The organism is Secundilactobacillus muriivasis, assembly GCF_054785195.1.
The window spans coordinates 83,697-107,260 of record NZ_BAABMI010000018.1; the positions used below are offsets into that span (position 1 = coordinate 83,697).

Below are 23,564 nucleotides of genomic sequence, written 5' to 3' on the forward strand. Positions count from 1 at the left end.
GCGTTTCTGTGTACAATATAGAATGTTGATAGGTGATTTGATGAAAGATTTAGAACAACGACAGAAGTTACACATGGTAGAAAAAGAAATTATTGTGTATTTTTTAAGTGTATGTAAAAAATTAGAATTGTCGTATACAATGCTCGGAGGTACTTTTTTGGGAGCGGTCCGACACAAAGGTTTTATTCCTTGGGATGATGATGTAGATTTTGGCTTACAGCGAAATGATTATGAAAAATTGGTGACGTATTTAATTGATCATCCGAATGAAATTTTTCCATTTAAAAATTTTCTTAATTCAGACATAAAAACGTATTTTTCTAGAATTGAGAGTAAAAAAGCAATAATTATTGATACATCAGCAAACAAAACTGATAAACGAAATGCGTGGATTGATATTTTTCCGTTAGATGGTATGCCAAATGAAAAACTAAGTAGACAAATGCACGAAATTAATTTATTGCGACTACGCATGCTTTTACAGTATTCACAATTTTCCAAAATTGTGAATACGAGTTTGACGGAGCGTCCTTTAATTGAAAAAATATTAATTAATTTTGGTAAATTAATTAAACCAGAACGTTTTCTTAATAAAGACCACTTAACAAGAAAATTGGATTATTCGTTGAAAAAGTATGATGTAGAGAAATCTAAAAATTTGGTTAATTTTATGGGAGCATATAAATTTAAAGAAATGTTTCCAAAAAGTGTGTATGAAGATTTACAAGAATATCAGTTTGAGGATATAAAGTTACTTGGGCCAGTAGCTGCTGATAAATATTTATCAAGTCTATATGGTAATAACTATATGCAACCACCGTCGGATATGGTAAAAAATAAACATTTCACTAAAATCGTTATTAATAAATAATGAATACAAGCTGAGTTACTAAGGAGAGTTTTATTTGAAAAAAATACTAGTTTTTACGAGAAGTTTAGAACGTGATGTTGGAATTTCTAAATGGATTGTTGAATATTACTCAGCACTCTCCAAGTATGGGGATGTGGAAATTACTTTGATGCTAGAAAGCGGAAAAACTGATTATTCAAAAAGTGAACTTAATAAATTACCTTTCTCGGTGGTGAAAATGATTCATATTAAAAGTCATCCAATAAAATCTATTTTACAGTGGTTTGCTCTTCTGAAACAAAGCAATGACATTGATTGGTTTCATTTTCACACAGATAATTTCATAAATTTTATACCTTATGTTGTGTTGAGTAAAATTCATACTAAGGTAATAATTCAATCTCATAATGCAGATAAGAAAGCCATTCATCAACACTTCATAAAAAAAGTTTTGCATCTAATTGGTAAACATGTTGTGAGACGTTCTAATTTCATTCGATTTGCGGTTTCGGATCTTGCGGCTAAATGGCTGTTCAAAGATCAAGATTATATTCAGATTAATAACGGGGTAGATTTAGATAAATTTAAATTTTCAGAAAGCACACGGAATAATTTATTAAATAGGTACCATTTAACAGAACGCACGGTTTATGGTCATGTAGGCCGGTTTGATTTACAAAAAAATCATAACAAATTAATTGAAATATTTAATGATATATATCTAAAGGACAATAATGCCGTATTACTATTAATTGGAAAAGGTCCATTAGAACAGCAGATAAAACAAAAAGTTATTGACTTAGGATTAGAGAAAGCTGTTATTTTTAAGGGAATGAGAACAGATGTTGCTGATTTACTGAATATCATTGATGTGATGATATTTCCCTCTTTGTATGAAGGGTTACCATTATCTCTTGTTGAAGCTCAAGCAAATGGAGTGCAAGTGTTTTATTCAGATACAATTACTAAAACGGTTGATTTATTAAATAATACGAGAGCATTTAATAATAATATTCGATCAGAGAAAATTGCGTCTCAAATAATGTCAACTAAGGTTCCGTCTATCACTGATAGAAGGTCATCGTTTCAAGTAGTTAAAAAGATGGGTTTTGATAAAAAAGACGTGGTGGCTTTTTTACATGATTATTATTTTTCGAGAATATGAGGTAGTCGTATGAATAAAGAAATTAGGGTTGACTGTGTAGTAGTCACCTATAATAAATTGGATTTATTGAAAGAATGTATTACTGCAATAAGAAACCAAAATTATAATATTACTAATATTTTTATCGTTGATAATAATTCTAGTGATGGGACAGTTGCATTTTTAAATAGTATAAACGATGATAGAATCAGAATTATTCAATTGTCGTCAAATATAGGCGGAGCCGGGGGATTTAATCAAGGATTACGAAACTTTATACTGAATAGTGACTCAGACTATGTATGGGTAATGGACGATGATACTATACCGGAAGTCGATAGTTTGGAGAAGCTAGTACAAGGTATAAAAAAAGTTCAAAAAGTAGGATTTGTTTCAAGCAATGTACGATGGATTGATGGACAATCTGCGGTTATGAATGTTCCTAAGCCAATGAAACATTGGGCTGAATTCGCTGAGCAAGGACTAATACAAGTTGAGACAACGTCCTTTGTGTCAGTTTTGTTTTCTCGTGAGGCTATATCAGAAATCGGATTACCAATTACTGCTTATTTTATTTGGGGTGATGATGTTGAATATACTTTACGGATCACACGTAACGGATTTAATAATTACTTTGTTTCAGATTCAAAAGTTATTCATAAAATGAAACAAAATGTGGGGACAGATATTTTCCAAGAGAGTGATTCAAATCGTATAAAAAGATATCGTTATGCCAATCGGAATGCAATATTTACGCAGAAGGAATTATGTGGAACTAAAAGCTTGCTAAAAGAAATTATGAGACAAATATACGTCTTATTTAAAATTATTATTAAAGGTAGAAAACACAAAGGCTTAAAGTTTTGGGTTAGTTTTAGAGGAACTATTGAAGGAATATTTTTTAACCCACGAGTTGAGAAATTATAAAGAAGCTTGTTTTGAAGAGGCGTTTCAAAAATATATTAAGGAGTTTGATAATTGACTTATTTAGTAGTTACGTTGATTCTGTTATTTCTATGTGCATATTATTTAAGTAATAGGGAACTTTTTTCTCCATCTGTGCTGTTTAGTGGGTCATTTTTAATACTGGCATTGTTTGCATGGATTAATGTCAAAAAGTGGTCGTTAAATTTAGCCGGTGCTACTTATTTAGTAGTTGCAGGATCCGTTTTGGAATTTATCGTTGTATCATACATAACGTCCTTTATTTGTAAAAATGTATTGGTATCATCTAATCAGATGAATACTGATATGAATTATATTAATGAAATTTCACCATATAGTGTGCAGAAATGGAATTTACGGATAATGATGGTTGTTATTATACAACTTATTTTTGTAGTAAGTATTAGTAAAGGAGTAATGAGTGCAACAGGAAGTGGAAGTTTATCTCAAGCAGTTGGAATATTAAATACAACCAATATGCCCGCATATACGGGGATGAAAATTCAACTTCCATGGACTATAAATTGGTTTTCGCGATTTAATTTTGCTTGTGGAATTTTTTTTGGCTATCATTTTGTTAGAAATATTACGTTCTATCGAAAATTTAATTGGTTATTATTCACATCGTTAGTTCTAGGCTTAATAACATCCTTGCTAGGTGGATCACGAGGCAAAGCGGTTTTTGTGATTATTGCTTTACTAGTGTATTATTATTTCTTTTCAAAGCAAAAAAGTGGATGGATTTCAACAAATAATATTCGATATTTTTTGTTTGCTTTAATTGGACTGCTCGTTGTACTTTCAATTTTCCAGTGGCTTGCAATTTTATTGGGTCGAAATAGTCAAACTGATCCGATGCAGTATATATATATATATATTGGGGCAGAAATCAAAAATTTGGATACATTTATCAGAAACACTGATTTTCCAGTAAAAACAGGTATTTTTGGCGCTCAAACTTTTTTTAATCAAATTCCGACATTGGAAAAAATAACAGGAACTTCTTTTGCACAATACCAATTATATTTACCTTTTCATAATGTTAATGGTTATGGATTGGGAAATGTGTATACAACGCTTTACCCATGGCTCTATGATTTTGGTTATTTAGGTGTAGTAGTGATGACATTTATAATGAGTATTAGTACACAATTAGTATATTCAGTTGCAAGGGTTGTAACAACTCGTAAAAGTAGCTCGTTTAGTATATTGATTTATGGATATCTTGCAAGTTTTGTAGCACTTGCGTTTTTTTCAAATAAATTTTTTGAGAATATAAACACGAATTTAATATATTACTGTATATTCTGGTTAATTTTAAGTAAATTATTTTTTCAAAGTGGTAAAGTTAATACCTTAAAGTAGAATTCTTAAAGGAGAATATAATTATGAAATTTTTGGTTGTTGGTGCCGGAATTTTTGGTGCGGTTTTTGCAAATGAAGCAGCTAAGAGAGGCTATTCTGTAACAGTAATTGAGAAGCGAGAGCATATTGCTGGTAATATCTACACTAAAAGTATTAATAACATTCAGGTACACCAATATGGCGCACATATTTTCCACACTAGTAATAAAAAAGTATGGGATTACATTAATCAATTTGCTGAATTTAATCGATATACCAACAGTCCGGTTGCAAATTATAATGGTGAAATTTACAATATGCCATTTAATATGAATACTTTTAATAAAATGTGGGGTGTTGTAACCCCTGCAGAAGCTGAAGCAAAGATTAATGAGCAACGGCAAGAAATGGCCGGTAAAGAACCAGAAAATTTGGAAGAACAGGCTATTTCCCTGATTGGTAGAGATATTTATGAAAAATTAGTTAAGGGATATACCGAAAAGCAATGGGGACAAAAAGCTACAGACCTGCCGGCATTTATTATTCGTAGACTGCCTGTACGATTGACGTATGACAATAACTACTTTAATGATACCTATCAAGGTATCCCAATCGGCGGATATACTCAAATTATTGAAAAAATGCTTGATCATAAGCTAATCACGGTTCAGACGGAAACGGATTTCTTTGAAAACAAAGAAAAGTATTTGAACGATTATGATAAGGTCATTTTTACAGGTATGATTGATCAGTTCTTTGACTATCAATTAGGCGAGTTAGAGTATCGAAGTCTAAGATTTGAAACGGAAGAGTTAGACATTGATAACTATCAGGGAAATGCGGTTGTCAATTATACGGATGCAAAAACGCCGTATACACGAATTATTGAACATAAACATTTTGAATTTGGGAAAGGTGACAAAAACAAGACAGTCATCACCCGGGAGTACCCTAAGGACTGGAAGCGCGGAGATGAGCCTTATTATCCAATTAATAATGCTAAAAACGATGCACTTTACAAAGAATACCGAAACTTAGCGGCATCGGAACCAAAAGTTATTTTTGGTGGTCGGTTGGGACAATACCGTTATTACAATATGGATCAAACAGTAATGGCGGCCTTAAAAGTTGTTAACAAGGAATTTGGAGATTAGTTTTAATGAAAGTTATTAAGAATTACCTGTATAACGCCTCCTATCAAGTGTTTATTTTATTGGTACCCTTGATTACAACGCCGTATTTAGCACGTGTACTCGGTCCAACAGGTGTTGGGATTAATTCTTATACGAACTCGGTTATTCAGTACTTTATTTTGTTTGGTAGTGTTGGCGTTAATTTATATGGTAATCGCCAGATTGCGTTTGTTCGGGATGATCAACGTAAGTTAACACAGACTTTTTACGAAATATTCTCAATGCGTGTTATCACAATTGTGGGAGCATACATTGCCTTCATGTTTTTTTTGATGTTTACAACTAAATATCATGCGTTCTATTTTGCACAATCACTATCTATAGTTGCGGCGGCATTTGATATTTCGTGGTTTTTTATGGGAGTCGAAAACTTTGCTGTCACAGTTTTGCGGAACTTTATCGTAAAGATAGTTACATTGGCTAGCATTTTTATATTCGTTAAATCGTATTCAGATTTATTTAACTATATATTAATTCTATCCTTATCATTATTGATTGGTAATATAACACTTTTTCCAAGTTTAAAACGGTATGTACTGAGACCGGATATTAAAGCGTTACACATTATGAGGCACTTAGCACCTTCGATTGTGCTATTCGTACCACAAATAGCTACTCAGATTTACTTAGTGCTCAATAAAACAATGCTGGGATCGATGATTTCAGTACAGGCTTCGGGTTATTTTGATCAGTCGGATAAAATGATTAAAATGGTTTTGGCTATCGTGACGGCAACTGGTACAGTCATGCTACCTCATGTTGCAAATGCATTTGCTCACGGAGAGCATGAGCAAACGAAACAATTCTTGTATCGTAGTTTTTCGTTTGTTACAGCATTATCAGTTCCAATGACATTTGGGTTGATGGCAATTGCACCTAAATTTGTCCCTCTGTTCTTTACAAATCGGTTTTTGAGTGTGATACCAATCATGATGATTGAATCGTTTGTAATATTGTTAATTGCTTGGAGCAACGCTATTGGAACACAATATTTGTTACCAACAAAACAAACGAAGGCCTATACGATTTCGGTCGTTGTTGGCGCAATTGTTAACTTAGTAATGAATATTCCATTAATATTGTTATTTGGAGCTGTGGGGGCGGCTATTGCTACGGTGTTGTCTGAGGCTTCAGTCACGATTTATCAATTGATTGCGGTAAAAAAGCAAATTATCAGTTACTGTTTACCGATACTGTGAAATATATTCTTGCGGGAATAGTGATGTTTTGGATAGTTGTGTATATTGATGGTAAATTACCAAGCACGTGGTTGATGTTAGTCATTGAGGTATCAATTGGTATTCTGGCATATTTAATGATTTTAATTATATTTAGAGTTCAATTAATTAAAGATGCAAAATCTTTACTGAGAAGACACTAAGTATTGAATGGTATTAGAGGTGAATTTTAAATGAAAGTACGTAAAGCTGTAATTCCAGCTGCAGGTCTTGGAACACGATTCCTGCCAGCGACTAAAGCAATGGCTAAGGAAATGTTGCCAATTGTAGACAAACCTACCATTCAGTTTATTGTCGAGGAAGCACACGAGAGTGGTATTGAAGACATTCTAATCATCGAAGGTAAATCAAAACGATCCATTGAAGATCATTTTGACTCGGTGCCTGGTTTGGAGCAAAATCTGGCTGCAAAGGGTAAGGATAAATTACTCGATGTAGTTAAGCAAACTACTGATGCAGGTGTTAATATCTTCTATATTCGGCAGCCATATCCAAATGGACTGGGTGACGCGATTAGTTATGCTAAGTCATTCACTGCAGATGAACCATTTGTAGTTATGCTTGGGGATGACTTGATGCATGATGAGGTACCTTTATCTAAGCAGCTAATTGATGAGTATGAAAAGACACATTCATCAATCTTAGCAGTTAAGAAGGTACCGCACGAAGAAGTTTCCGCATATGGTGTCATTGATCCTGATGGTGAAGTTTCAGATGGTTTATTTAATGTGCGGAAGTTCGTTGAAAAGCCGGCAGTTGAAGATGCACCTAGTGATTTAGCAATCATCGGTCGTTATCTGTTAACTCCCGAAATCTTTGATGTGTTAGCCAAACAGAAACCTGGTAAGGGTGGCGAGATTCAGTTAACGGATGCCATTGATACTTTGAATCAAACTCAACGTGTATTTGCTCATGAATTTAAGGGTGAACGGTACGATGTTGGTAATAAGCTTGGGTACGTGATGACTAATATTGAATATGGGCTTACTCATCCGGAAATCAAAGATGAGTTGAAACAGTATATTTTAGATACAGCTGAACGAATCAAACAGAATAAGTAAATTATGGAAGTAATCGATGAAGTTAAGTTGATTACTTTTTTACATAAAACCTAACTTTGCTGAGGGCAGCCAGAAGTATTTGGCATTTCTTGCACAAACCATCTCCGGTGATCTGAGTGGCTTGCACATTGCGGTGGACGCTGCGAATGGGGCAACTAGTCAGTTGGTTACCAAGTTGTATGCGGATCTGAACGCTGACTTTGCCACGATGGCGACGACGCCTAATGGGTTGAACATTAACGACCAAGTGGGCTCGACGCATCCAGAGCAGTTACAGAAGTTTACGGTGGCTGAGGGTGCCCAAATCGGCATTGCATTTGACGGTGATGGTGACCGCTGTATCACGGTGGATGAGACTGGCAACGTGGTGAACGGTGACAAGATCATGTACATTTGTGGCAAATATATGGCGGAACACGGGCGGTTGAAGCACGATACGATCGTGACGACTGTCATGAGTAATCTGGGGATGTATAAGGCCATGGAAGCGCATGGGATGACTAGTGTGAAGACCAAGGTCGGTGACCGGTACGTGGTGGAACGGATGCTGGCTGACGGGGATAACCTGGGTGGCGAACAGTCTGGTCACATCATCTTCTTGGATCACAACACTACTGGTGACGGTTTGCTGACGAGCTTACAGTTGTTGGCGATCATGAAGGCGACTGGCAAGTCATTGTCCGAACTCGCTGCTGACGTGCAGGACTACCCACAACAGTTGGTCAACGTGAAGGTGGCTGACAAGCAGGCTGCTTTAGCTAACGAAGCCATTCAGGCCAAGATTGCCGAAGTCGAAGCTGAAATGGCCGGCGACGGGCGCGTTTTGGTGCGGCCTAGCGGGACAGAACCCTTGCTGCGGGTGATGGCGGAGGCGCCTACTCGGGAACTTTGTGAGGGGTATGTTGGACGGATTGTTGATGTGGTGAAGCGTGAGGTTGGGGTGGCGTAAGTCTATCTCGATGTAGTCGGTTTTAATCGATTTGATTGTTGCTTATTACTAAGGCAATGAGAAAATGATACCCCGAAACTTCAAAACGATACTGGAAATTAGCGTTTTCTCAACTATGCTTGCGGCTTGGCCGGTTCTTTTGATTAGGCTTAAGCAGATCTGTTCCACGCCAACCATTCTTAATGCGGTATTCAATCGCATTGACCGAAACATTAGCAATTTTGGCAATTTCAGCAATTGTTAAGGCTGGATGGTTGGGCCCCACATCGTGCTTCAGCCGAGGTCGCTTGGCTGGCTGGAGCAGGTCGACGCCAGTTTCGCCTTGTTTGAGTCGTTGTAAAACGGCGGCGACTGAAATACCAGCTTTTCGAGCAATTTCGGTCGGGGAAAGCAACTGGCCATGGCCGACATCGTAGCGTCTCAGTTGTTTTAAATTCGGTTGGAGTAATTTCGCTCCTGACATCTGATATTTGCGAATTCGGGTATCAATCGTGTTTCGTGATAAACCGGTCAAATTACTGATTTCATCGATGGTCATGGGCGGATGATTTGGCCCCACGTCAAAGCGATGGTTGCGTGAAATTTTGGTGTTTGTTCGTGTGTAGGTCTTTTCCAGCAACCGTTCGCCCGTCAGATGGTGATCGAGGATGCGGCCGCTAATTGTTTTGCGGTTGATTCCGGTGAAGTTGCTGATCTGGGTAATCGTCATCGGTGGGTGATTTGGACCCACGTCATAAACTTTTTCCTGGTTGTTATTTTTGGCTGGTGCCAACAAGGCTTGACCAGTGAGTCCGTGCTTAAGCCGTTTATAAACACTGGAATGACTTAGGCCTGTTAAATTCGCAATTTCAGCAACGGTCATTGGTGGATGGCTGGGTCCAACCTCGAATTTTTTAGTCATAAATGCACCTCGAAAAATTATTTGCTCTAAGTTTACTTGATGACGCTAATTTTCTCAATTCAGGGCACTTTGAGGTTGGGGTGACGGAAGTCTATTTTGATTTACTCGATGCCCCTAATACTTAGTACTAATGCCATGAACGAATAATAACCTGAAACTTCAAAACGCCTTATTGATTGGAACTCAATCAATAAGGCGTTTTTGGAATTTCAGGCTTTTCAGTTTATGAATGCTAATTATGATGATAACGGAACCAGTGCCCCATTTGGTCATTTGTATAGAGGTAGCCGTGTCGGTAAATCAACGCAGACCAATCAGCTGGTACGTTTGGCATATAGTTCGTACCGAGTTTATACTGGCCAGATGTTTTCACGACTGTATTGAAGTGAGTGATGAAGGCTGGTTTATGACCAACTTTTGCGAAATAGATATTGTGTTTGGTGATTTTAATTTTGTCTTTTCCGCGATACCAACTATGACGCATGTAAGTTGGCATACCGTTGATCTTGGTGCTTTTAATTTTAGCTTCTGCCTGAGTAGGTGCAGCGATTCCGGCAAGTGCTAAAGTCAGTGCGGTTAATAAAAGTGTGCGCTTTTTCATGATGAACTTCCCCCTAATTGAAGTAGGTTAAGTTTATCATGATTTTGACTTTGATGTTCCGCGGACGCCGGGGTTGTAGCTAAAATAAATTGAATCATTGGGAACGTCATTTTTCCTTCGTATTTCGCGTGAGACGCTAAGCACGCAGCACACCATACGCCACGAACTGGTACTGGCGGATTGGCTGAGTGTGCTGAAACCAACTAACAGACCACTATTAGTCATGTGACGATTAATAGGTGTAAGCATGGTGATTGCCATTTAAGTTGATGATCGCACTGAACGGGATGCTGTTAATCTTTCCCCAAGTCAGATTGGATTGAGCGTAGCTTCTTGGGGACCTTGTACTGGTGCTTGGTTTTGAAATGCGTCATGACGGTCATGCCCTCGGCGACTAAAATTGGGTGATACTTGCCGTTGATTTTGAGTTTGCCTCGGCGATAGGGCGTAAACGCGCCGTGGTCACCCTTGGCGTAAAATACCCATTGCTGATTTTTTCTGTTATCCAGCGCTGCAACGAATTTTGAACTCGGAATATACTCGTGGGCGTGGGTGTCCTTACCGGTGTTGCGGTAATCTGCCGTATGGGCGGTCAGTTTGAAGATCGTCCAGCCGGTCCCGGATGAGTAATTGTACCAGGTACCTCGGAACGCTTTAGGCGAGGTGTGGTGGATGCGGTTTGAGGCTTGGGCGGTTGGTGTTGAGGTGATTGCGAAGCCAAGGCCGAGGGTGCAGGTGATGAGGAACAGGGCGCTTTTGGTTTGGCGTTTTAGATTAGGCATTGAAATTCCCCTACGGAATTTATTTTTGGTGCGGTGTACACCTTATTATAGGTGTGTGAGTTGGGGAAAATAAATAGTTGGGGTGAAATAAGGTGGAAAAGCTTAGTTGATTTGGAGTCGTCGTTGTGATCTGTGTGGTGGATTATGCGGTAGGTTAGTTGACGGGACGGATGTGGTTATAGGTGTGAGTTAATTCATGGTGTGTGGTGTTAGCCGGATGGTCGTTGCTGAGTTATGAAAATGTTATTTGACCATTAATTTGAGATTAGTTTGTGCTACTATACAGTTATAGGTAGATTAGATTGATAATTTCTAATTCAGCGAAACTGTTGATGACGACATTAGGTAATTGATGCAGTAACAATTTTATTGTAAAGGGGATATTCAAATGAACAAAACGGGCAAGTGGCTAATAACCGGAATTATCGCAACGCTAGCTGGTCTGGGTGGCACCAGCCTAACTGCCTCCGCCAGCACTTGGCATAAGGGGACGCCGAGTGTTTTGAAGGGGAAGTATTATCGAACTAAGATTAAGTATGGTCCTCAAAATATACCTTACTTTAACTATCTTCATGGTACGAGTCATTCGGCCACGTTGACAAGAAGTCAGTCGGACGGTACTGGTGGCTCAGATGTTCATTATCAACGATCAGGACATACTTACAAGCTTAGAATGAAGGGCATGGCTTGGCAAACTTACGGGTACACGTATATGAAAGTGAAGCAACTGAGTTCTAAGAAGGTCGTCCTTACCATGAATGGTCATAGTTGGACCATGACGCGGTTCTATCATTTTCCAAAGTATCATGGAAAGGCTGTTAGGTAGATGTTGAGGAAGTTATTGCGAGATTAGGTTCAGAGGAATCCGTTCTAGTTAAGTAGACAGGAAAACGATTCCTTAGGGCCTTAAAAGAGTATCAGTGTTAAAATAATTTGAGGTTCAGTTTGCGAAAGACTGGCCTTTTTTTATTTTGGGGACATTTTGGTAAATTAAAAAAATAATTTCAATGTAACGCGTTTGCGTTTGATAAATGATACTATAGTGTAGTGATATTAGTTTGTTAAACTACAAAAGTGTAGTTATCAAAACTAAAAAACATGTTAACTGAACCGAGCATGTTGAATTTACCAAAGTAAAGGGGTTAGTTGGATGTTAATTTATGTAAAGACTAATTTATTCGATAGTTCAGCTCAAGTTATCGTAAATACCGTAAATACAGTTGGCGTGATGGGTAAAGGAATTGCATTACAATTTAAAAAACTTTATCCGGAGATGTTTAAGGAGTATCAACATTACTGTGAAACTGGCGAGTTAACCGTTGGTAAGCTTTGGTTGTATAAGTCATCTAACAAATGGATCCTTAATTTTCCAACAAAGAAGAATTGGCGAAATAAATCTAAAGTAGAGTATATCGAAGCAGGATTGAAGAAATTTGTCGATTCCTATCAAGAACGCAACATTGAATCAATTTCATTTCCACAACTTGGAACTGGTAATGGTGGTTTAGATTGGGAGCAAGTGGTAAAGCCATTAATGGAAAAATACTTGCGACACTTACCGATTCCAGTCTATGTCCATCTTTATTCGGGAGAAAAAGAGATTCCTGAATACCGTAATATTAAAGAAATGAAGGAATGGCTCGAACGAGAACCAGATGCAATTAGCTTAGTAGAATTTAAGAGCAACGTTAGTACGGTGGTTGAAAATAATCACTCTGATCATCAAATCATCATTGACGATGAACATGGAAGTGACCCCACAAGTGATTCTTATATGACAATCACGACGGCAACGGGGATTAACTATTCAATTTCGCAGGCTGATTTAGCCGATTTATGGACTCGGTTACGAGATCAAGGATTAGTTGTTGACATTGACTTGCCATCTGCCGTGTTGCAGAGCCGTGATTTGGGATTTTTTAAACAGTTGATGATGCAATTACCGTACATTAAATTATCGAATGTAGGAATTGGTGAGCATACGATGCAGGCATTGACCCTGAAGAGAAGCGGGTTACCCGAAAAGGCAGATGTCGTTGATAACGTTAGTAACTTTTAGGTGAGGTGTAGCTGATGACGTATACGGAAACAATTCGACAATTAACTAGTTCCAAAATTGCCACTGGTATGAACCCGCGAAAGCGTACGTATTGGCCACGATTCGCCTTTCATTTTACGGATATTAATAACGCTGTTAGCATCTTGAAACATAGATGTTTAGTTTCTCGTAATCGTGCTATTGCACAAGGTTGGATGAGTAATGATAATGCTAGTCAGAGTGTTATTTCAACGACCAGCAGCGTAGTCGAAAATCAGGTACGTCTCTACTTTCGGCCACGAACGCCGACTCAGTTTCATAATGAGGGGTTTAAAACTAAGTTGGCTCGCAATGATGGTCGGGTAAGTGCTAATTGTCCAATACCAGTATTTTTCTTATTCGATTTAAGTCAGGTGTTGGCATTGAGCAATTCTAAATTTAGTATGATGACTTAGCGACAGCGGAACATGGGAAACTAATGAATACGCCTGAAGAATTTGCGAAGTTACCCTTTGCGGATATTTATCACGACAGTGCGATTGTTGATGTGACGCCAGCACGCAAACATGAAATTACACAACGTAAGCATGCTGAAATAGTTGTGCCCGATATGCTTAGCTTAGACGCATTGCGTTATATTTATGTGCGCTCAGTTGCTGAAAAAGAAACGCTTTTATCGTTGCTGCATGAGAAGAACTTAGTCGAGTATGATGAGATGATTCAAATCGGTGATGAGGCAACTTTTTTCAAAGATCGAAATTACGTTGACTCTGTTACGTTAATGGCTGACCATGTAAATCTTAGCAACCAAGTTGGACAATCAGATGGTTATCACAATAATGCACCCTTTCCAGAATCGTGGGGAAAGACAAAATATGCCGTTAATCCCGATAATACGGATGCCTATTTAGACTTTAAAATTGAACTTTTTCAGATTAATGGGAGTGAGTATCGAATCTGGCCTAAAAATGGGGACAAAGCAGTTTTTCGACCGCGGATGAATTTTAAGATACCAGATGACTACGGAGATTATATGGTGAGAGCCACGCTTGATGGGCATGTGGCCTATCAAGGTAGTTATTACCGAGATGAAGTGTGGGATGCTGATTTGCCGTTTTAGGTTGGTACCTCTTGGCGTAATCGTGAAAATCCGGCTGGCCTTATCGAGGTTAAGTAATGTAGAAAAAATAGTAATCCTACTGGAGCGTTAACGCGCTCTTTTTTAGAATAATACTATGTCTTTGCGTGATAATTTAGAATGGTTGTACTTTTTAATTTAAATGTTTAGGAGAAAATAAGTGTGGACACAAAAAAAGAAAACGAGCTACATCCAGGTTTTTTATTGAAATTCGTCGAAAAACAATTCTTGGATTCTTTTGTAAATAGAGGACAATTACATTTTTCGCAAATTGGGTATTTTAAGGATATTGAAGAAAAAGAAGGCGATAACGTCATTGGCGATAAATCTGAAGGGAGTCGGGTACTGAATCTTAATCCAGAGCAAAGTACTGTGATTTTGACCATAGGTGATAATAAATATAAACTCCATGGTATGAAGGATGGTATTCGGGGTATTAATTATGAATATACAGAGGACGCCGTTCGACAATGGGGTGTCGTATCGCTGTGCAATATTGACTTATTTAGAGATGCCCAGTTAATTTCATATGATTCAGAAAAAGAAATAGGAATATTTAGACTCAAGCAAGCAGTATTAGATGACCTGTATAGGCTAAGTGATGATGGAAAAAGAGTTCCAGTTATCCTTGATTCAAAAGGATTGTTGAATGCGATGGATCGAAAATTTAGTGACGGAAAAAGAAATATAGAGATGAAAAATATTAAATATTATTCTGAGGATACATCAGAAAACATTTCATTTGAAGATTATCAGAAGGATCCTAAACAAATCGTATTTTTCAAGCGAAATGCCTATAGATATCAACGGGAAGTACGAATTGCGTTGTTTGAAAAAGTGCCATATAAGACTGGAACTAATATTGAAATTGGATCTATTAAACAATCTACGGCTCCGCTAGAATCGTTTGATGTACTATCGAATCTGGAATTTACAATAACTGGATTGGAACAACAAAAGGAATAGGATTTATAAGCGTGCTTGGGTTTTGGTGGATCTGAGCGCTTTTTTGTTGCCCCAGTTTTATATCTAAAGTTGAACGATACTTTATTGCTGGATTGTTCAAGTGTTGTGTCTTAGTTATAAAAAGGGTTGAAAGTTGTTGGTCAATTTGGTGAACTATAAAGGATAGTTATTTTAAAATAGGATTTGGAGTAGGTAAGTCATGAATTCAGATTACGTTAACTTTAAAAAGATGCTGGGTTATTTTGTACATATCCTAAGAGCGCGTTTAGAAAATAATTCAGAATCATTCGTAGGCGATGAACCTAAAGCTGGTCAAGGGTACAAGGGCCAGAGAATCAGGAAAAGTTATGAAAAATTCAATTATTTTTCACTGGGCGTGGCCATGGATGTTAGTGTATCGGCATCCGATGTGTTTTCAAAGGCGTGTTATATTCAGTGGCGAGATACAAAATGCGATATTAATATCATTCATAATGCGAATAAGACGGCGTTTGACGCGTTTCAACTTTGGGATGGTTATGCGCAAAAAAATATTGGTCAGTTATATCCGATAGCGGATTTAGCCTTAAACAGCGATGATGACCCCAATCAATTACTGAAAGATTTTTATCATCAATTTGTTGCGCTTTTGCGTCAAAGTGAATATTGGAGGGAAATCAAAATGACACCAGAGCAGTTGGCTAATAAACTAAAAAAGGCCCCAAACATCATCTTACGGGGCGCTCCCGGCACCGGGAAGACGTATTTAGCGCATCAAATCGCAGCTAATTTAGTGACGAATGGTGCGACTAGTGATTATCAATCGTTTTTGAAGACTGCAACGCCGGAACAATTGAAACAGGTGGGGTTTGTGCAGTTCCATCCGAGCTATGATTATACGGATTTTGTTGCTGGGCTGCGGCCAACAACGCGTGATGGGCAGATTGGGTTTGAGGCTAAACTGGGGACTTTTGGTGAGTTTTGCCGGGATGCTAGGGAATCGGAGCAAGCGCAATTGGATGAGCTTAGTGAGGACGTGCATGATAACCTTTATAAGATTGCTTATGCTGATTTGGCGGAGAAGATTCAAAACGAAGCAGATTTTACGATTACCGGCCAGACTAAACGGACGAATAAAGATGAGCCGAGTGAGTACACGTTTACTGATTTAAAGGTTAAAGATGGTGATATTACTGGTGGTAAGGGCTTAGCTTACAAAAACGCTTATAACACTAATTATTATTCGCTTGAAAACTTAAAAGAGTACAGGGATTCTGATACTGGATGGACGTATGGTAGAGAGATATTGAACGAGTATCTGGAAAATAAAATTATTGATGAACATTACGATGAAATCGTGACTAAGAAGTTTGTCTTTATCATCGATGAAATCAACCGCGGTGAGATCAGCAAAATCTTCGGAGAACTTTTCTTCTCGATTGATCCGGAGTATCGGGGCAAGCAAGGCGAGGTCACGACCCAGTACGCAAATTTGTTGGGTGATAACGGTAAATTTTACATTCCGAAAAACGTTTATATCATTGGCACGATGAATGACATTGACCGGTCAGTGGATACATTTGACTTTGCCATGCGACGCCGGTTTAGTTTTGTTGAGGTGTTGGCAGAAGATTCGGCGAAAATGCTGACGGATGAGGCTGTCATTGCACGGATGAAGCGTGTGAATGACGAATTGGTTAGTGGTGAAATTGGACTGACAACTGATTATCAAATTGGTGCTAGTTACTTTAAGCAGCTTAATGAGAAGCAGAGCACGCCTGAAGAACTTTGGGAGGAGAAGTTAAAGCCACTGTTCCAAGATTATTTCCGAGGCGAGCGGAGAAGTGCGGAAATGGTTGAGCTACTTGCGCAAGCTTATTGGGGTAACGATGATGGAACTGATAAATGATAATGCGAGGGTGCCAGCCGAATTGGGGGAGTTGCTGGTGCAGCAAGGTCTGGTTGATCGGCCATTAGCGGATCTCGTGGATGACGGGGTATTTGGTATACAGGCGGAAGTGGCGGACTCTAGTGATCTGGAGCAGGATAGTTATCTGTTTCGGTCAGTTGGTCATGAGGTTTGGACGACGAATCTGGTTGGTATTTTGAAAGTCGGGGAACGCCAAATTCGAATTGGGTCTCGATTTTACGATGCTCAAGGTAATGAGGACTACTTTTTGAGATACCTGATGCAGCGCGTTGGGCATTTTAACTTAACTACCGATTTTGTGGATTCGCAAGCGGATGCTGATGGTTATCAGGAGTTGATGTGGTTGCTGTTTCCGTTGTATTTAAACCGGGCGTTGGATCGAGGCGTCTATAAGGAATACGTGCAACGGCGCTATAACGACCTCAACGTGAGAGGGCCAATCGATGTTAACCAGCAATTGAAGCAAAACGTCCCGTTTCGCGGGCGGATCGCTTATCAGACCAGGGAGTTTAGTTACGATAATCCGGTGACGGAACTGATTCGCCATGCTGTGGAGAAGATTAGCGAGTTGAACCGGTTTTCGAGTATGAAGCTTGGTGATGACTTGCTGACAATTGTGAATGACACGCCGACGTATTCTGGGCGTGATCGGGCGACTGTGTTGGATTGGAATTTACGCCACCCCATCAAACATGGGTACTATGAAGCGTATTATCCGCTGCAACAGTTATGTATTAAAATCTTGCAGGATGAGGCGTTGTCGTTTGAGACCAATGACACTCAGGTTAACGGCATTATCGTTGATGTGGCGTGGTTGTGGGAAGAATACGTTAATACGTTGGTTGAGAGGCAATTCGTTCATGCGGAGAATAAGCTTAAGCGGGGCGGTATTTCGCTGTATCGTGACTGGAACCACGTTGTTTATCCGGACTTTTATTCTCGTGAGCGGGGCGTGGTTTTGGATGCGAAGTATAAGGATTTGGATTCAAGTGACCGGGAGATGCGGCGAGAGGATTTGTATCAGTTGATCGCTTATTTGCATGTTTTGGATGCTCGGCGAACTGGGGTGATTTATCCTAGTCGGGTTACTTCTCAGTATTATTCGGTTGGGGAGTTGGCTGGGCTTGGGGGTGCGGTTTTTAAGGTTGGGTTGAGGGTTCCTGATGGAGTGGATGGTTATGGGGAGTTTTGTGAGAGGATGAGAGTGGAGGAGGGGTGGTTGTGGGAGTTTGAGAGTGATTAGGGATAATTTAAGAAGCGTAGATTCGGTTAGCTTGTGTTGAAGAACATCACTTTAAATGAGGTGGTGCTTTTTTTGTTTAGGGAAAATAGTTCAACTAATTGATTAAAGTTCTGTAACAAACTAAAGGTTGAAAGTTAAATAATACAGAAAAGCCCCGGCGTGCCGGGGCTTTTCTGTATAAAAATAGACATGAATCACTTCACATCTGTATACTTAAAGTGCCTAAACCCAAATATACAGAGGAGATTCATGCCATGTCTACTATACAATATAACGCCACCAATATTCACCATTCTTTTCATCATTTTTCTAAATTGGTCCATCTTTCTGCCGTTTTACGGCGTTCTAACATTTTTAAAGCACGTGGTATCCAAACCGAGCTACTTTTTGAATGGTTACTGACGACCATTTTTAATCGTTATTCTATTTTCAGAGCTGAACCGGCAACCACTTTCTCAAAACAGACTGTTAGAAATTGTTTGAATAATGCGCATACTAATTGGCAACGATTGGTTCAACTCGTTGGCGTTCGACTGGCTGAATATGTTCAAAAATTTACGGATTCACGTCGACGACAAGCGTTAATTATTGATGATTCGCTATTCAAACGTGAATTCTCTAAGAAAACGGAATTATTAGCACGGGTTTTTGATCACGATAAACAGTGTTATTTTAAAGGATTTCGCGCTCTAACCTTAGGTTGGAGCGATGGTAATACCTTCTTACCTTTAAACTTTGCGCTGATGTCATCTCGAAATGCCGAAAACCAAGTCGGTTTATTTAAAGCAACTGATCACCGTTCTTTAGCTGCTCAACGCCGTTCGCAGGCTGTACGCAAAATGAATAATGTCGCACTTGAGTTAGTGGACGCTGCTATTAAGTCGGGCGTTAAAGCTAAATATGTCCTCTTCGACAGTTGGTATGCGTCGCCACAGATGTTTTCTGAACTGCTAAAGCGCCATCGTGATGGAATCGGTATGTTGAAAAAAACTAAGAAAGTCTATTTTCGATATCGTGGTCGGGAAATGGACGTTAAAACTTTGTACAACCTACTTCGCCGTAGTAAGTGGTCAACGAAAACACAGTATTTGTACAGTCCTGTAGTTACGTTTGAAGTCGCTGGTAAGGCGATGCCCATGAAGCTCGTTTGTGTCACTAAACGTGGTCAGACTGACCAATATCTGGTTTTGGCAACGACTAAACTAGCGTTAAGACCGTCTGAAATTATCCAAATGTATGGTCGCCGCTGGCAGATTGAATGTTACTTCAAAGTGGCTAAACAATATCTTCAATTTGATCAAACCCAAATTCAAAGCTATGACGGTTTATGTGGTCACATGGCAATGGTGATATTGAGTTATGATATTTTGGCCTTGACCCAACGTGAAAACACCGATCAACGGACGCTTGGTGATTTATTTTACGATTATAGTCGACCGTTGCCAGATATAGAGGTTGTGCAGGCCTTAAATTGGTTACTAAAAATGATAACTGGTCTAGGTGAACGATTTGCCATGATGACGGAAGTACTTGATTCAATTTTTGATGAATTTAAAAAGGCATTACCAAGTAGCCTGGTCAGGCTACTTGGTAATGCCTAAAACTGAAAAATACTAATTTCTAATGCCGCAACTCAATGATACCAAGAGCTGTGGCTCATTTTCGTGCTTTCAACCTTTAGTAACAAATATAAAATTATAGGATGTGTTGTAAATAATTATATTCGGAATGATTTTTATTAAAGTTGCTAAATAATACACATTATGAAAATTACAAGATACTATATATAGTAATTATACAAAATAGAGTGATGATGAATTATTATATTAAAAATAAGTGTAAAATTTAACGGGCAATGGCTATATAAATAATTATTAGGCCGTTTATAAATAATTGTTGACGATTGGCGTATGTGGCTATAATAATCTAAAATGGCTAAAACGGCCATTTTCGCCATTTTAATAAAAAAGTTGTTGTTTTACAAAACTATATATAGTATTCTTGATGAGGATCAAAAGCGTTTTGTTCGTAGTGTCAACTACGAGTGGAATTTGTGAGCATGTTATTCAAATGATAGGTTATCACGGATGTTGGTTGTAAATATTCCATATTAAGGAGATTTCGATGAGTGAAGAAATTCTTATTAGTTCAGGTCGCATAGAGATTGGGACTGTGAAATTGTATTGTTACTAAGTCAGGTAAAAGATTGATAACAGCTAGTGATGTATTTAAGGCGGTTGGGCGGACCAGACGAGGAGAAGCGAGAGTGTCAGGTTATCCGGCGTTTATAGGCGCGAAGAATCTAATACCGTATATTGACGATGAATTTAGAGCGAGGATGGAACCGGTACAATACAGGGCAAAAAATGGAAAGCTTACTGAGGCTTATGACGCAACGATTGTTCCAAGGGTTGCTGATCTTTATATTGAAGCTCATGATCAAGGGACTTTGTCTGCCGCCCAAGAAGTTGTGTATGAGCGTTCTCTAATTATTATTCGAGCACTGGCAAAAGTTGGTATCACTGCATTAATCGATGAGGCGACAGGATATCAATATAATAGAGAAGCACAAGCTTTACAAAAGTTATTAAGCGCATATATATCAGAGGATTTGCTTAAATGGCAGGCTCATTTTCCGCGAGAATTTTACGAAGAGATATACCGATTGTACGGTATTTCGGATAAATTTGATTCTCAAAATACTAAACACCCTCAATGGATTGGTTCATTTACTAATAAATACGTATATGGAGTTTTTCCGGACGAGGTTATGAGTGAAATAAAGAGAAAAAATCCAATGAAATTATCTGCTAAGAATACAGGTTATAGAGATCATAAACACTTTCAGTATTTAATAAACGTATGCCGGAAATCCCGTGACTTTAGTCATGGGATGGATAGGCCGCCGCGTCGCTGAAAGCGTCGCGGCTTTTTTTGAAAAATGAAGCCATTATTATCAATCGAATCAATTGGTTGAAAAAGTTCTAGAAATGAGTGGTTTCGCATTTCATTCACCTTGAAAATAAATTATATCTTAAAAGTAATAAAGAATATTATTTATAGCTAATTATTGATATACTCAATTTATACCAGATTGGCGGTGAATAATCATGAAATCGATGAGTAAGTTAGCGTACCATTACGGCTTAAAAGTACGCATCTATCCCAGTGATGAACAAAAACAGATCATCAAAGTTAACTCAGATGCCAGTCGGTTTATTTACAATCAAATGGTGGGCATCAACCAAGAAATTCATCAACTAAAGCGCGTTAATTTACCCATTGATACCGTTCAAACGCGGTTGGCACAACTTGAAAAACGGCGTAACGCTCGTGAGCTTACCAATCACTTTGGCTTTTTAGCGGATTCGCGGATCGATAGTTTAGCCAAGGCCAATGCTATTCAGAACTACCAAAAGGCTTGGCAGCAGTTTTTGAAAGTTCATCATGCCGGTGTACCGAAGTTTCATCGCAAGAGCGCGGTTTGGCAATATCAAACGAACTGTCAGTATCCTGGTCAAACAGTAGCTAAGTTGACTAATGGGACCGTTCGTTTTATCAGCACGAATCAAGTCATTGTTCCTAAGTTGGGTAAACTGCGCATCCGCGGTTCTCACAAACGTCTTTTGAAGCGCGTATTAGACACTCGAATCGGTACGGTCACGATTATGAAAGATGCTTCGGACCGATTCTATTTAGCCATGCAGTTAGCTTCTGATTGGCCATTCGTGACCTATCAGGAATCGCAACCAGGGTCAGTAGGAATCGATTTGAACCTCGAAAATTTCTTAACGGATAGTAACGGTCAGGTGATTGATAATCCACGGCACTATCGAAACAGTAAAAAACGATTAGCCAAGGAACAACGAATCCTCTCCCGTCGAGCACGTCGGGCTAAACGCGAACATCGTTCATTGAAGACCAGTCAGAATTATCAAAAACAACGGCGCCTGGTTGCTCAGTTGCATGATAAAGTGCGAACGCAACGACAATTCTTCCTGCACCAACTCTCCACCACACTGATCAAAAGTCACGATTTAGTGGTTGCCGAAGAGTTGCAAAGTCAGAACTTGTTGAAGAACCATGCTTTAGCAATGAGTATCAGTGATGTTGGCTGGCGCACCTTTTTAGAGATGCTGACCTATAAAGCAGATTTATATGGCACGACTTTTGTAACCGTTAATCCACGCAATACAACGCAGACTTGTTCTAAATGTGCGTTCGTGATGGGTACTGAGGGCACTAAGAAGTTGACCCTAGATCAACGAAAGTGGCAATGTCCAAGTTGCCAAACAACCCATATTCGTGATCGAAACGCCGCGCAAAATGTGCTGGATAAAGGACTTAAGAAACTCAAATTAGCCTGAATCAAGGCGGTTCCTATGGCAACCTGGGAACCTAAACGGCGTTGGTAATTAGATGACCGCCACTTAGAGACCGATGGTAACTAAGCGCGTTATCCGTATCTACGCAAATTGTGGTTCGAAACCAGAGAAACAACCGTCAAAGTGGTTTTGGCTCACAAGCCCCTGACTTTAGTCGGGGGTGGTTGACCAGAAGGCGTTGGCCTGCCACAATTAGATAAACATTTGGCTAAGCTAATAGGCGTGATGCAATTATCGGACGATATGGATATGTTTCGGGCTAATTTTAGAAAAGTATTTGCTAAAGAATTGGAACGAAAGAGTGTTCAAGATGATTTGAAGAATGGGTTAGTACCATTGATTTTTAATGAGTAAGGAACGAATATATCGAAATATGTGAACTAAAAACATTATGCAATAATAAACTATGGACACGTTGCAAGATTGGCGGAAAGATTTGTCAGACGATAAAAGAAATCAGCATACAGTTTCAATTCGATTACACACAACAAAAGTTTTAAAATATGAAGATGTGTTAAAGGAAACATACAAAAAGGATGGTAGACAACCGGCTAAGCGGACTAAGATTGTGCATAAGTATGGTTGTGGTGTTGCTTTTTCATTAACAAGGCAATCTAGCCAACCGGTATGGGCCGATGATTTTAAATCTTTAACGAATATTAGTATTCCAAATAATGAGTATTCAAAAGCAGTTATTGTTTTTAAAATTAAAATTAAAGGCATGAGCGCGAGATTTATGAGCATTTCCTTGGGATATGGAGATTCGTTGTTAGATAAAACTAAGACTGAGAGCGATTTTGGGAGAGCGTAAAATATCGTGTGTAAATGCATAAAAGATTTCTGAATTGTATAGAAATAGGGAATGCCTTCCCTTATG

Annotated in this window: 20 protein-coding genes and 2 pseudogenes; 19 read left to right on the forward strand and 3 right to left on the reverse strand. The window is 38.7% G+C overall.

All coding sequences use genetic code 11. The annotated features are described in order from the left end of the window. Positions 1–40: 40 nt before the first annotated feature. From ACYVR3_RS05355 to ACYVR3_RS05390, 8 genes and pseudogenes are all read left to right on the forward strand, one after another. Positions 41–871, forward strand: coding sequence for a LicD family protein (locus tag ACYVR3_RS05355; RefSeq protein WP_461243390.1), 831 nt, complete (start codon positions 41–43; stop codon positions 869–871). Positions 872–905: 34 nt separating this feature from the next. Beyond that, complete coding sequence (locus tag ACYVR3_RS05360; RefSeq protein WP_461243391.1) at positions 906–2,015, forward strand: glycosyltransferase; 1,110 nt, start codon at positions 906–908, stop codon at positions 2,013–2,015. Between the two features lie 9 nt (positions 2,016–2,024). Further along, complete coding sequence (locus ACYVR3_RS05365; protein ID WP_461243392.1) at positions 2,025–2,921, forward strand: glycosyltransferase family 2 protein; 897 nt, start codon at positions 2,025–2,027, stop codon at positions 2,919–2,921. 51 nt (positions 2,922–2,972) lie between these two features. Then, a complete protein-coding gene (locus tag ACYVR3_RS05370) occupies positions 2,973–4,304 on the forward strand; it encodes an O-antigen polymerase (protein ID WP_461243393.1) in 1,332 nt (443 codons plus the stop codon). 20 nt (positions 4,305–4,324) lie between these two features. Further along, on the forward strand, positions 4,325–5,437 hold the full coding sequence (gene glf, locus ACYVR3_RS05375; RefSeq protein WP_461243410.1) for a UDP-galactopyranose mutase: 1,113 nt from the start codon (positions 4,325–4,327) through the stop codon (positions 5,435–5,437). A gap of 5 nt (positions 5,438–5,442) precedes the next feature. Next, positions 5,443–6,857 (forward strand): annotated as a pseudogene (locus ACYVR3_RS05380) (oligosaccharide flippase family protein). 30 nt (positions 6,858–6,887) lie between these two features. Next, complete coding sequence (galU, locus tag ACYVR3_RS05385) at positions 6,888–7,775, forward strand: UTP--glucose-1-phosphate uridylyltransferase GalU (protein WP_461243394.1); 888 nt, start codon at positions 6,888–6,890, stop codon at positions 7,773–7,775. 52 nt (positions 7,776–7,827) lie between these two features. Further along, positions 7,828–8,724: pseudogene (locus ACYVR3_RS05390) on the forward strand (phosphohexomutase domain-containing protein); the annotation flags it as partial. 109 nt (positions 8,725–8,833) lie between these two features. On the opposite strand, the gene ACYVR3_RS05395 reads toward ACYVR3_RS05390, so the two are convergent. The 3 genes from ACYVR3_RS05395 to ACYVR3_RS05405 all read right to left on the reverse strand — a co-directional run bounded on the left by ACYVR3_RS05395 (position 8,834) and on the right by ACYVR3_RS05405 (position 11,008). Continuing rightward, on the reverse strand, positions 8,834–9,625 hold the full coding sequence (locus tag ACYVR3_RS05395; protein WP_461243395.1) for a hypothetical protein: 792 nt from the start codon (positions 9,623–9,625) through the stop codon (positions 8,834–8,836). Between the two features lie 232 nt (positions 9,626–9,857). Next, positions 9,858–10,226, reverse strand: coding sequence for a hypothetical protein (locus tag ACYVR3_RS05400; RefSeq protein ID WP_461243396.1), 369 nt, complete (start codon positions 10,224–10,226; stop codon positions 9,858–9,860). Positions 10,227–10,519: 293 nt separating this feature from the next. Then, positions 10,520–11,008: a hypothetical protein gene (locus ACYVR3_RS05405; protein ID WP_461243397.1), complete on the reverse strand. Its 489-nt coding sequence runs from the start codon at positions 11,006–11,008 to the stop codon at positions 10,520–10,522. Positions 11,009–11,396: 388 nt separating this feature from the next. Here ACYVR3_RS05405 and ACYVR3_RS05410 point away from each other — a divergent pair, with 388 nt between their 5' ends. From ACYVR3_RS05410 to ACYVR3_RS05460, 11 genes are all read left to right on the forward strand, one after another. Further along, positions 11,397–11,834, forward strand: a complete 438-nt coding sequence (locus ACYVR3_RS05410) for a hypothetical protein (RefSeq protein ID WP_461243398.1) — start codon at positions 11,397–11,399, stop codon at positions 11,832–11,834. A gap of 324 nt (positions 11,835–12,158) precedes the next feature. Further along, positions 12,159–13,067 (forward strand): macro domain-containing protein, encoded by a 909-nt coding sequence (locus tag ACYVR3_RS05415; protein WP_461243399.1) that lies wholly within the window; start codon positions 12,159–12,161, stop codon positions 13,065–13,067. Positions 13,068–13,135: 68 nt separating this feature from the next. Next, positions 13,136–13,501 carry a DarT ssDNA thymidine ADP-ribosyltransferase family protein gene (locus ACYVR3_RS05420; RefSeq protein WP_461243411.1) on the forward strand — a complete coding sequence of 122 codons (366 nt, stop codon included), beginning with the start codon at positions 13,136–13,138 and terminating at the stop codon, positions 13,499–13,501. A 23-nt stretch (positions 13,502–13,524) separates the two neighbouring features. Beyond that, complete coding sequence (locus tag ACYVR3_RS05425; RefSeq protein WP_461243400.1) at positions 13,525–14,166, forward strand: hypothetical protein; 642 nt, start codon at positions 13,525–13,527, stop codon at positions 14,164–14,166. A 180-nt stretch (positions 14,167–14,346) separates the two neighbouring features. Then, the gene (locus tag ACYVR3_RS05430) at positions 14,347–15,150 is read left to right on the forward strand and encodes a hypothetical protein (protein ID WP_461243401.1); all 804 of its coding nucleotides are present in this window, start codon (positions 14,347–14,349) and stop codon (positions 15,148–15,150) included. Between the two features lie 661 nt (positions 15,151–15,811). Then, the gene (locus tag ACYVR3_RS05435) at positions 15,812–17,038 is read left to right on the forward strand and encodes an McrB family protein (protein ID WP_461243402.1); all 1,227 of its coding nucleotides are present in this window, start codon (positions 15,812–15,814) and stop codon (positions 17,036–17,038) included. A 37-nt stretch (positions 17,039–17,075) separates the two neighbouring features. Further along, positions 17,076–18,302 carry an McrC family protein gene (locus ACYVR3_RS05440; RefSeq protein WP_461243403.1) on the forward strand — a complete coding sequence of 409 codons (1,227 nt, stop codon included), beginning with the start codon at positions 17,076–17,078 and terminating at the stop codon, positions 18,300–18,302. A 254-nt stretch (positions 18,303–18,556) separates the two neighbouring features. Then, complete coding sequence (locus ACYVR3_RS05445; RefSeq protein ID WP_461243404.1) at positions 18,557–19,903, forward strand: IS4 family transposase; 1,347 nt, start codon at positions 18,557–18,559, stop codon at positions 19,901–19,903. 665 nt (positions 19,904–20,568) lie between these two features. Next, the gene (locus ACYVR3_RS05450; RefSeq protein WP_461243405.1) at positions 20,569–21,219 is read left to right on the forward strand and encodes a P63C domain-containing protein; all 651 of its coding nucleotides are present in this window, start codon (positions 20,569–20,571) and stop codon (positions 21,217–21,219) included. A gap of 193 nt (positions 21,220–21,412) precedes the next feature. Continuing rightward, positions 21,413–22,669, forward strand: a complete 1,257-nt coding sequence (locus ACYVR3_RS05455) for an RNA-guided endonuclease InsQ/TnpB family protein (RefSeq protein WP_461243406.1) — start codon at positions 21,413–21,415, stop codon at positions 22,667–22,669. 454 nt (positions 22,670–23,123) lie between these two features. After that, positions 23,124–23,498, forward strand: a complete 375-nt coding sequence (locus tag ACYVR3_RS05460; protein ID WP_461243407.1) for a DUF6119 family protein — start codon at positions 23,124–23,126, stop codon at positions 23,496–23,498. Positions 23,499–23,564 lie beyond the last annotated feature (66 nt).

What these genes read in the sequence shown, in the direction of transcription:
- ACYVR3_RS05355 (WP_461243390.1), top strand. Translation starts at nt 41, where the DNA reads ATGAAAGATTTAGAACAACGACAGAAGTTACACATGGTAGAAAAAGAA.
- ACYVR3_RS05365 (WP_461243392.1), top strand. Translation starts at nt 2,025, where the DNA reads ATGAATAAAGAAATTAGGGTTGACTGTGTAGTAGTCACCTATAATAAA.
- galU (WP_461243394.1), top strand. Translation starts at nt 6,888, where the DNA reads ATGAAAGTACGTAAAGCTGTAATTCCAGCTGCAGGTCTTGGAACACGA.
- ACYVR3_RS05395 (WP_461243395.1), bottom strand. Translation starts at nt 9,625, where the DNA reads ATGACTAAAAAATTCGAGGTTGGACCCAGCCATCCACCAATGACCGTT.
- ACYVR3_RS05400 (WP_461243396.1), bottom strand. Translation starts at nt 10,226, where the DNA reads ATGAAAAAGCGCACACTTTTATTAACCGCACTGACTTTAGCACTTGCC.
- ACYVR3_RS05405 (WP_461243397.1), bottom strand. Translation starts at nt 11,008, where the DNA reads ATGCCTAATCTAAAACGCCAAACCAAAAGCGCCCTGTTCCTCATCACC.
- ACYVR3_RS05410 (WP_461243398.1), top strand. Translation starts at nt 11,397, where the DNA reads ATGAACAAAACGGGCAAGTGGCTAATAACCGGAATTATCGCAACGCTA.
- ACYVR3_RS05415 (WP_461243399.1), top strand. Translation starts at nt 12,159, where the DNA reads ATGTTAATTTATGTAAAGACTAATTTATTCGATAGTTCAGCTCAAGTT.
- ACYVR3_RS05420 (WP_461243411.1), top strand. Translation starts at nt 13,136, where the DNA reads ATGAACCCGCGAAAGCGTACGTATTGGCCACGATTCGCCTTTCATTTT.
- ACYVR3_RS05425 (WP_461243400.1), top strand. Translation starts at nt 13,525, where the DNA reads ATGAATACGCCTGAAGAATTTGCGAAGTTACCCTTTGCGGATATTTAT.
- ACYVR3_RS05435 (WP_461243402.1), top strand. Translation starts at nt 15,812, where the DNA reads ATGACACCAGAGCAGTTGGCTAATAAACTAAAAAAGGCCCCAAACATC.
- ACYVR3_RS05445 (WP_461243404.1), top strand. Translation starts at nt 18,557, where the DNA reads ATGTCTACTATACAATATAACGCCACCAATATTCACCATTCTTTTCAT.
- ACYVR3_RS05455 (WP_461243406.1), top strand. Translation starts at nt 21,413, where the DNA reads ATGAAATCGATGAGTAAGTTAGCGTACCATTACGGCTTAAAAGTACGC.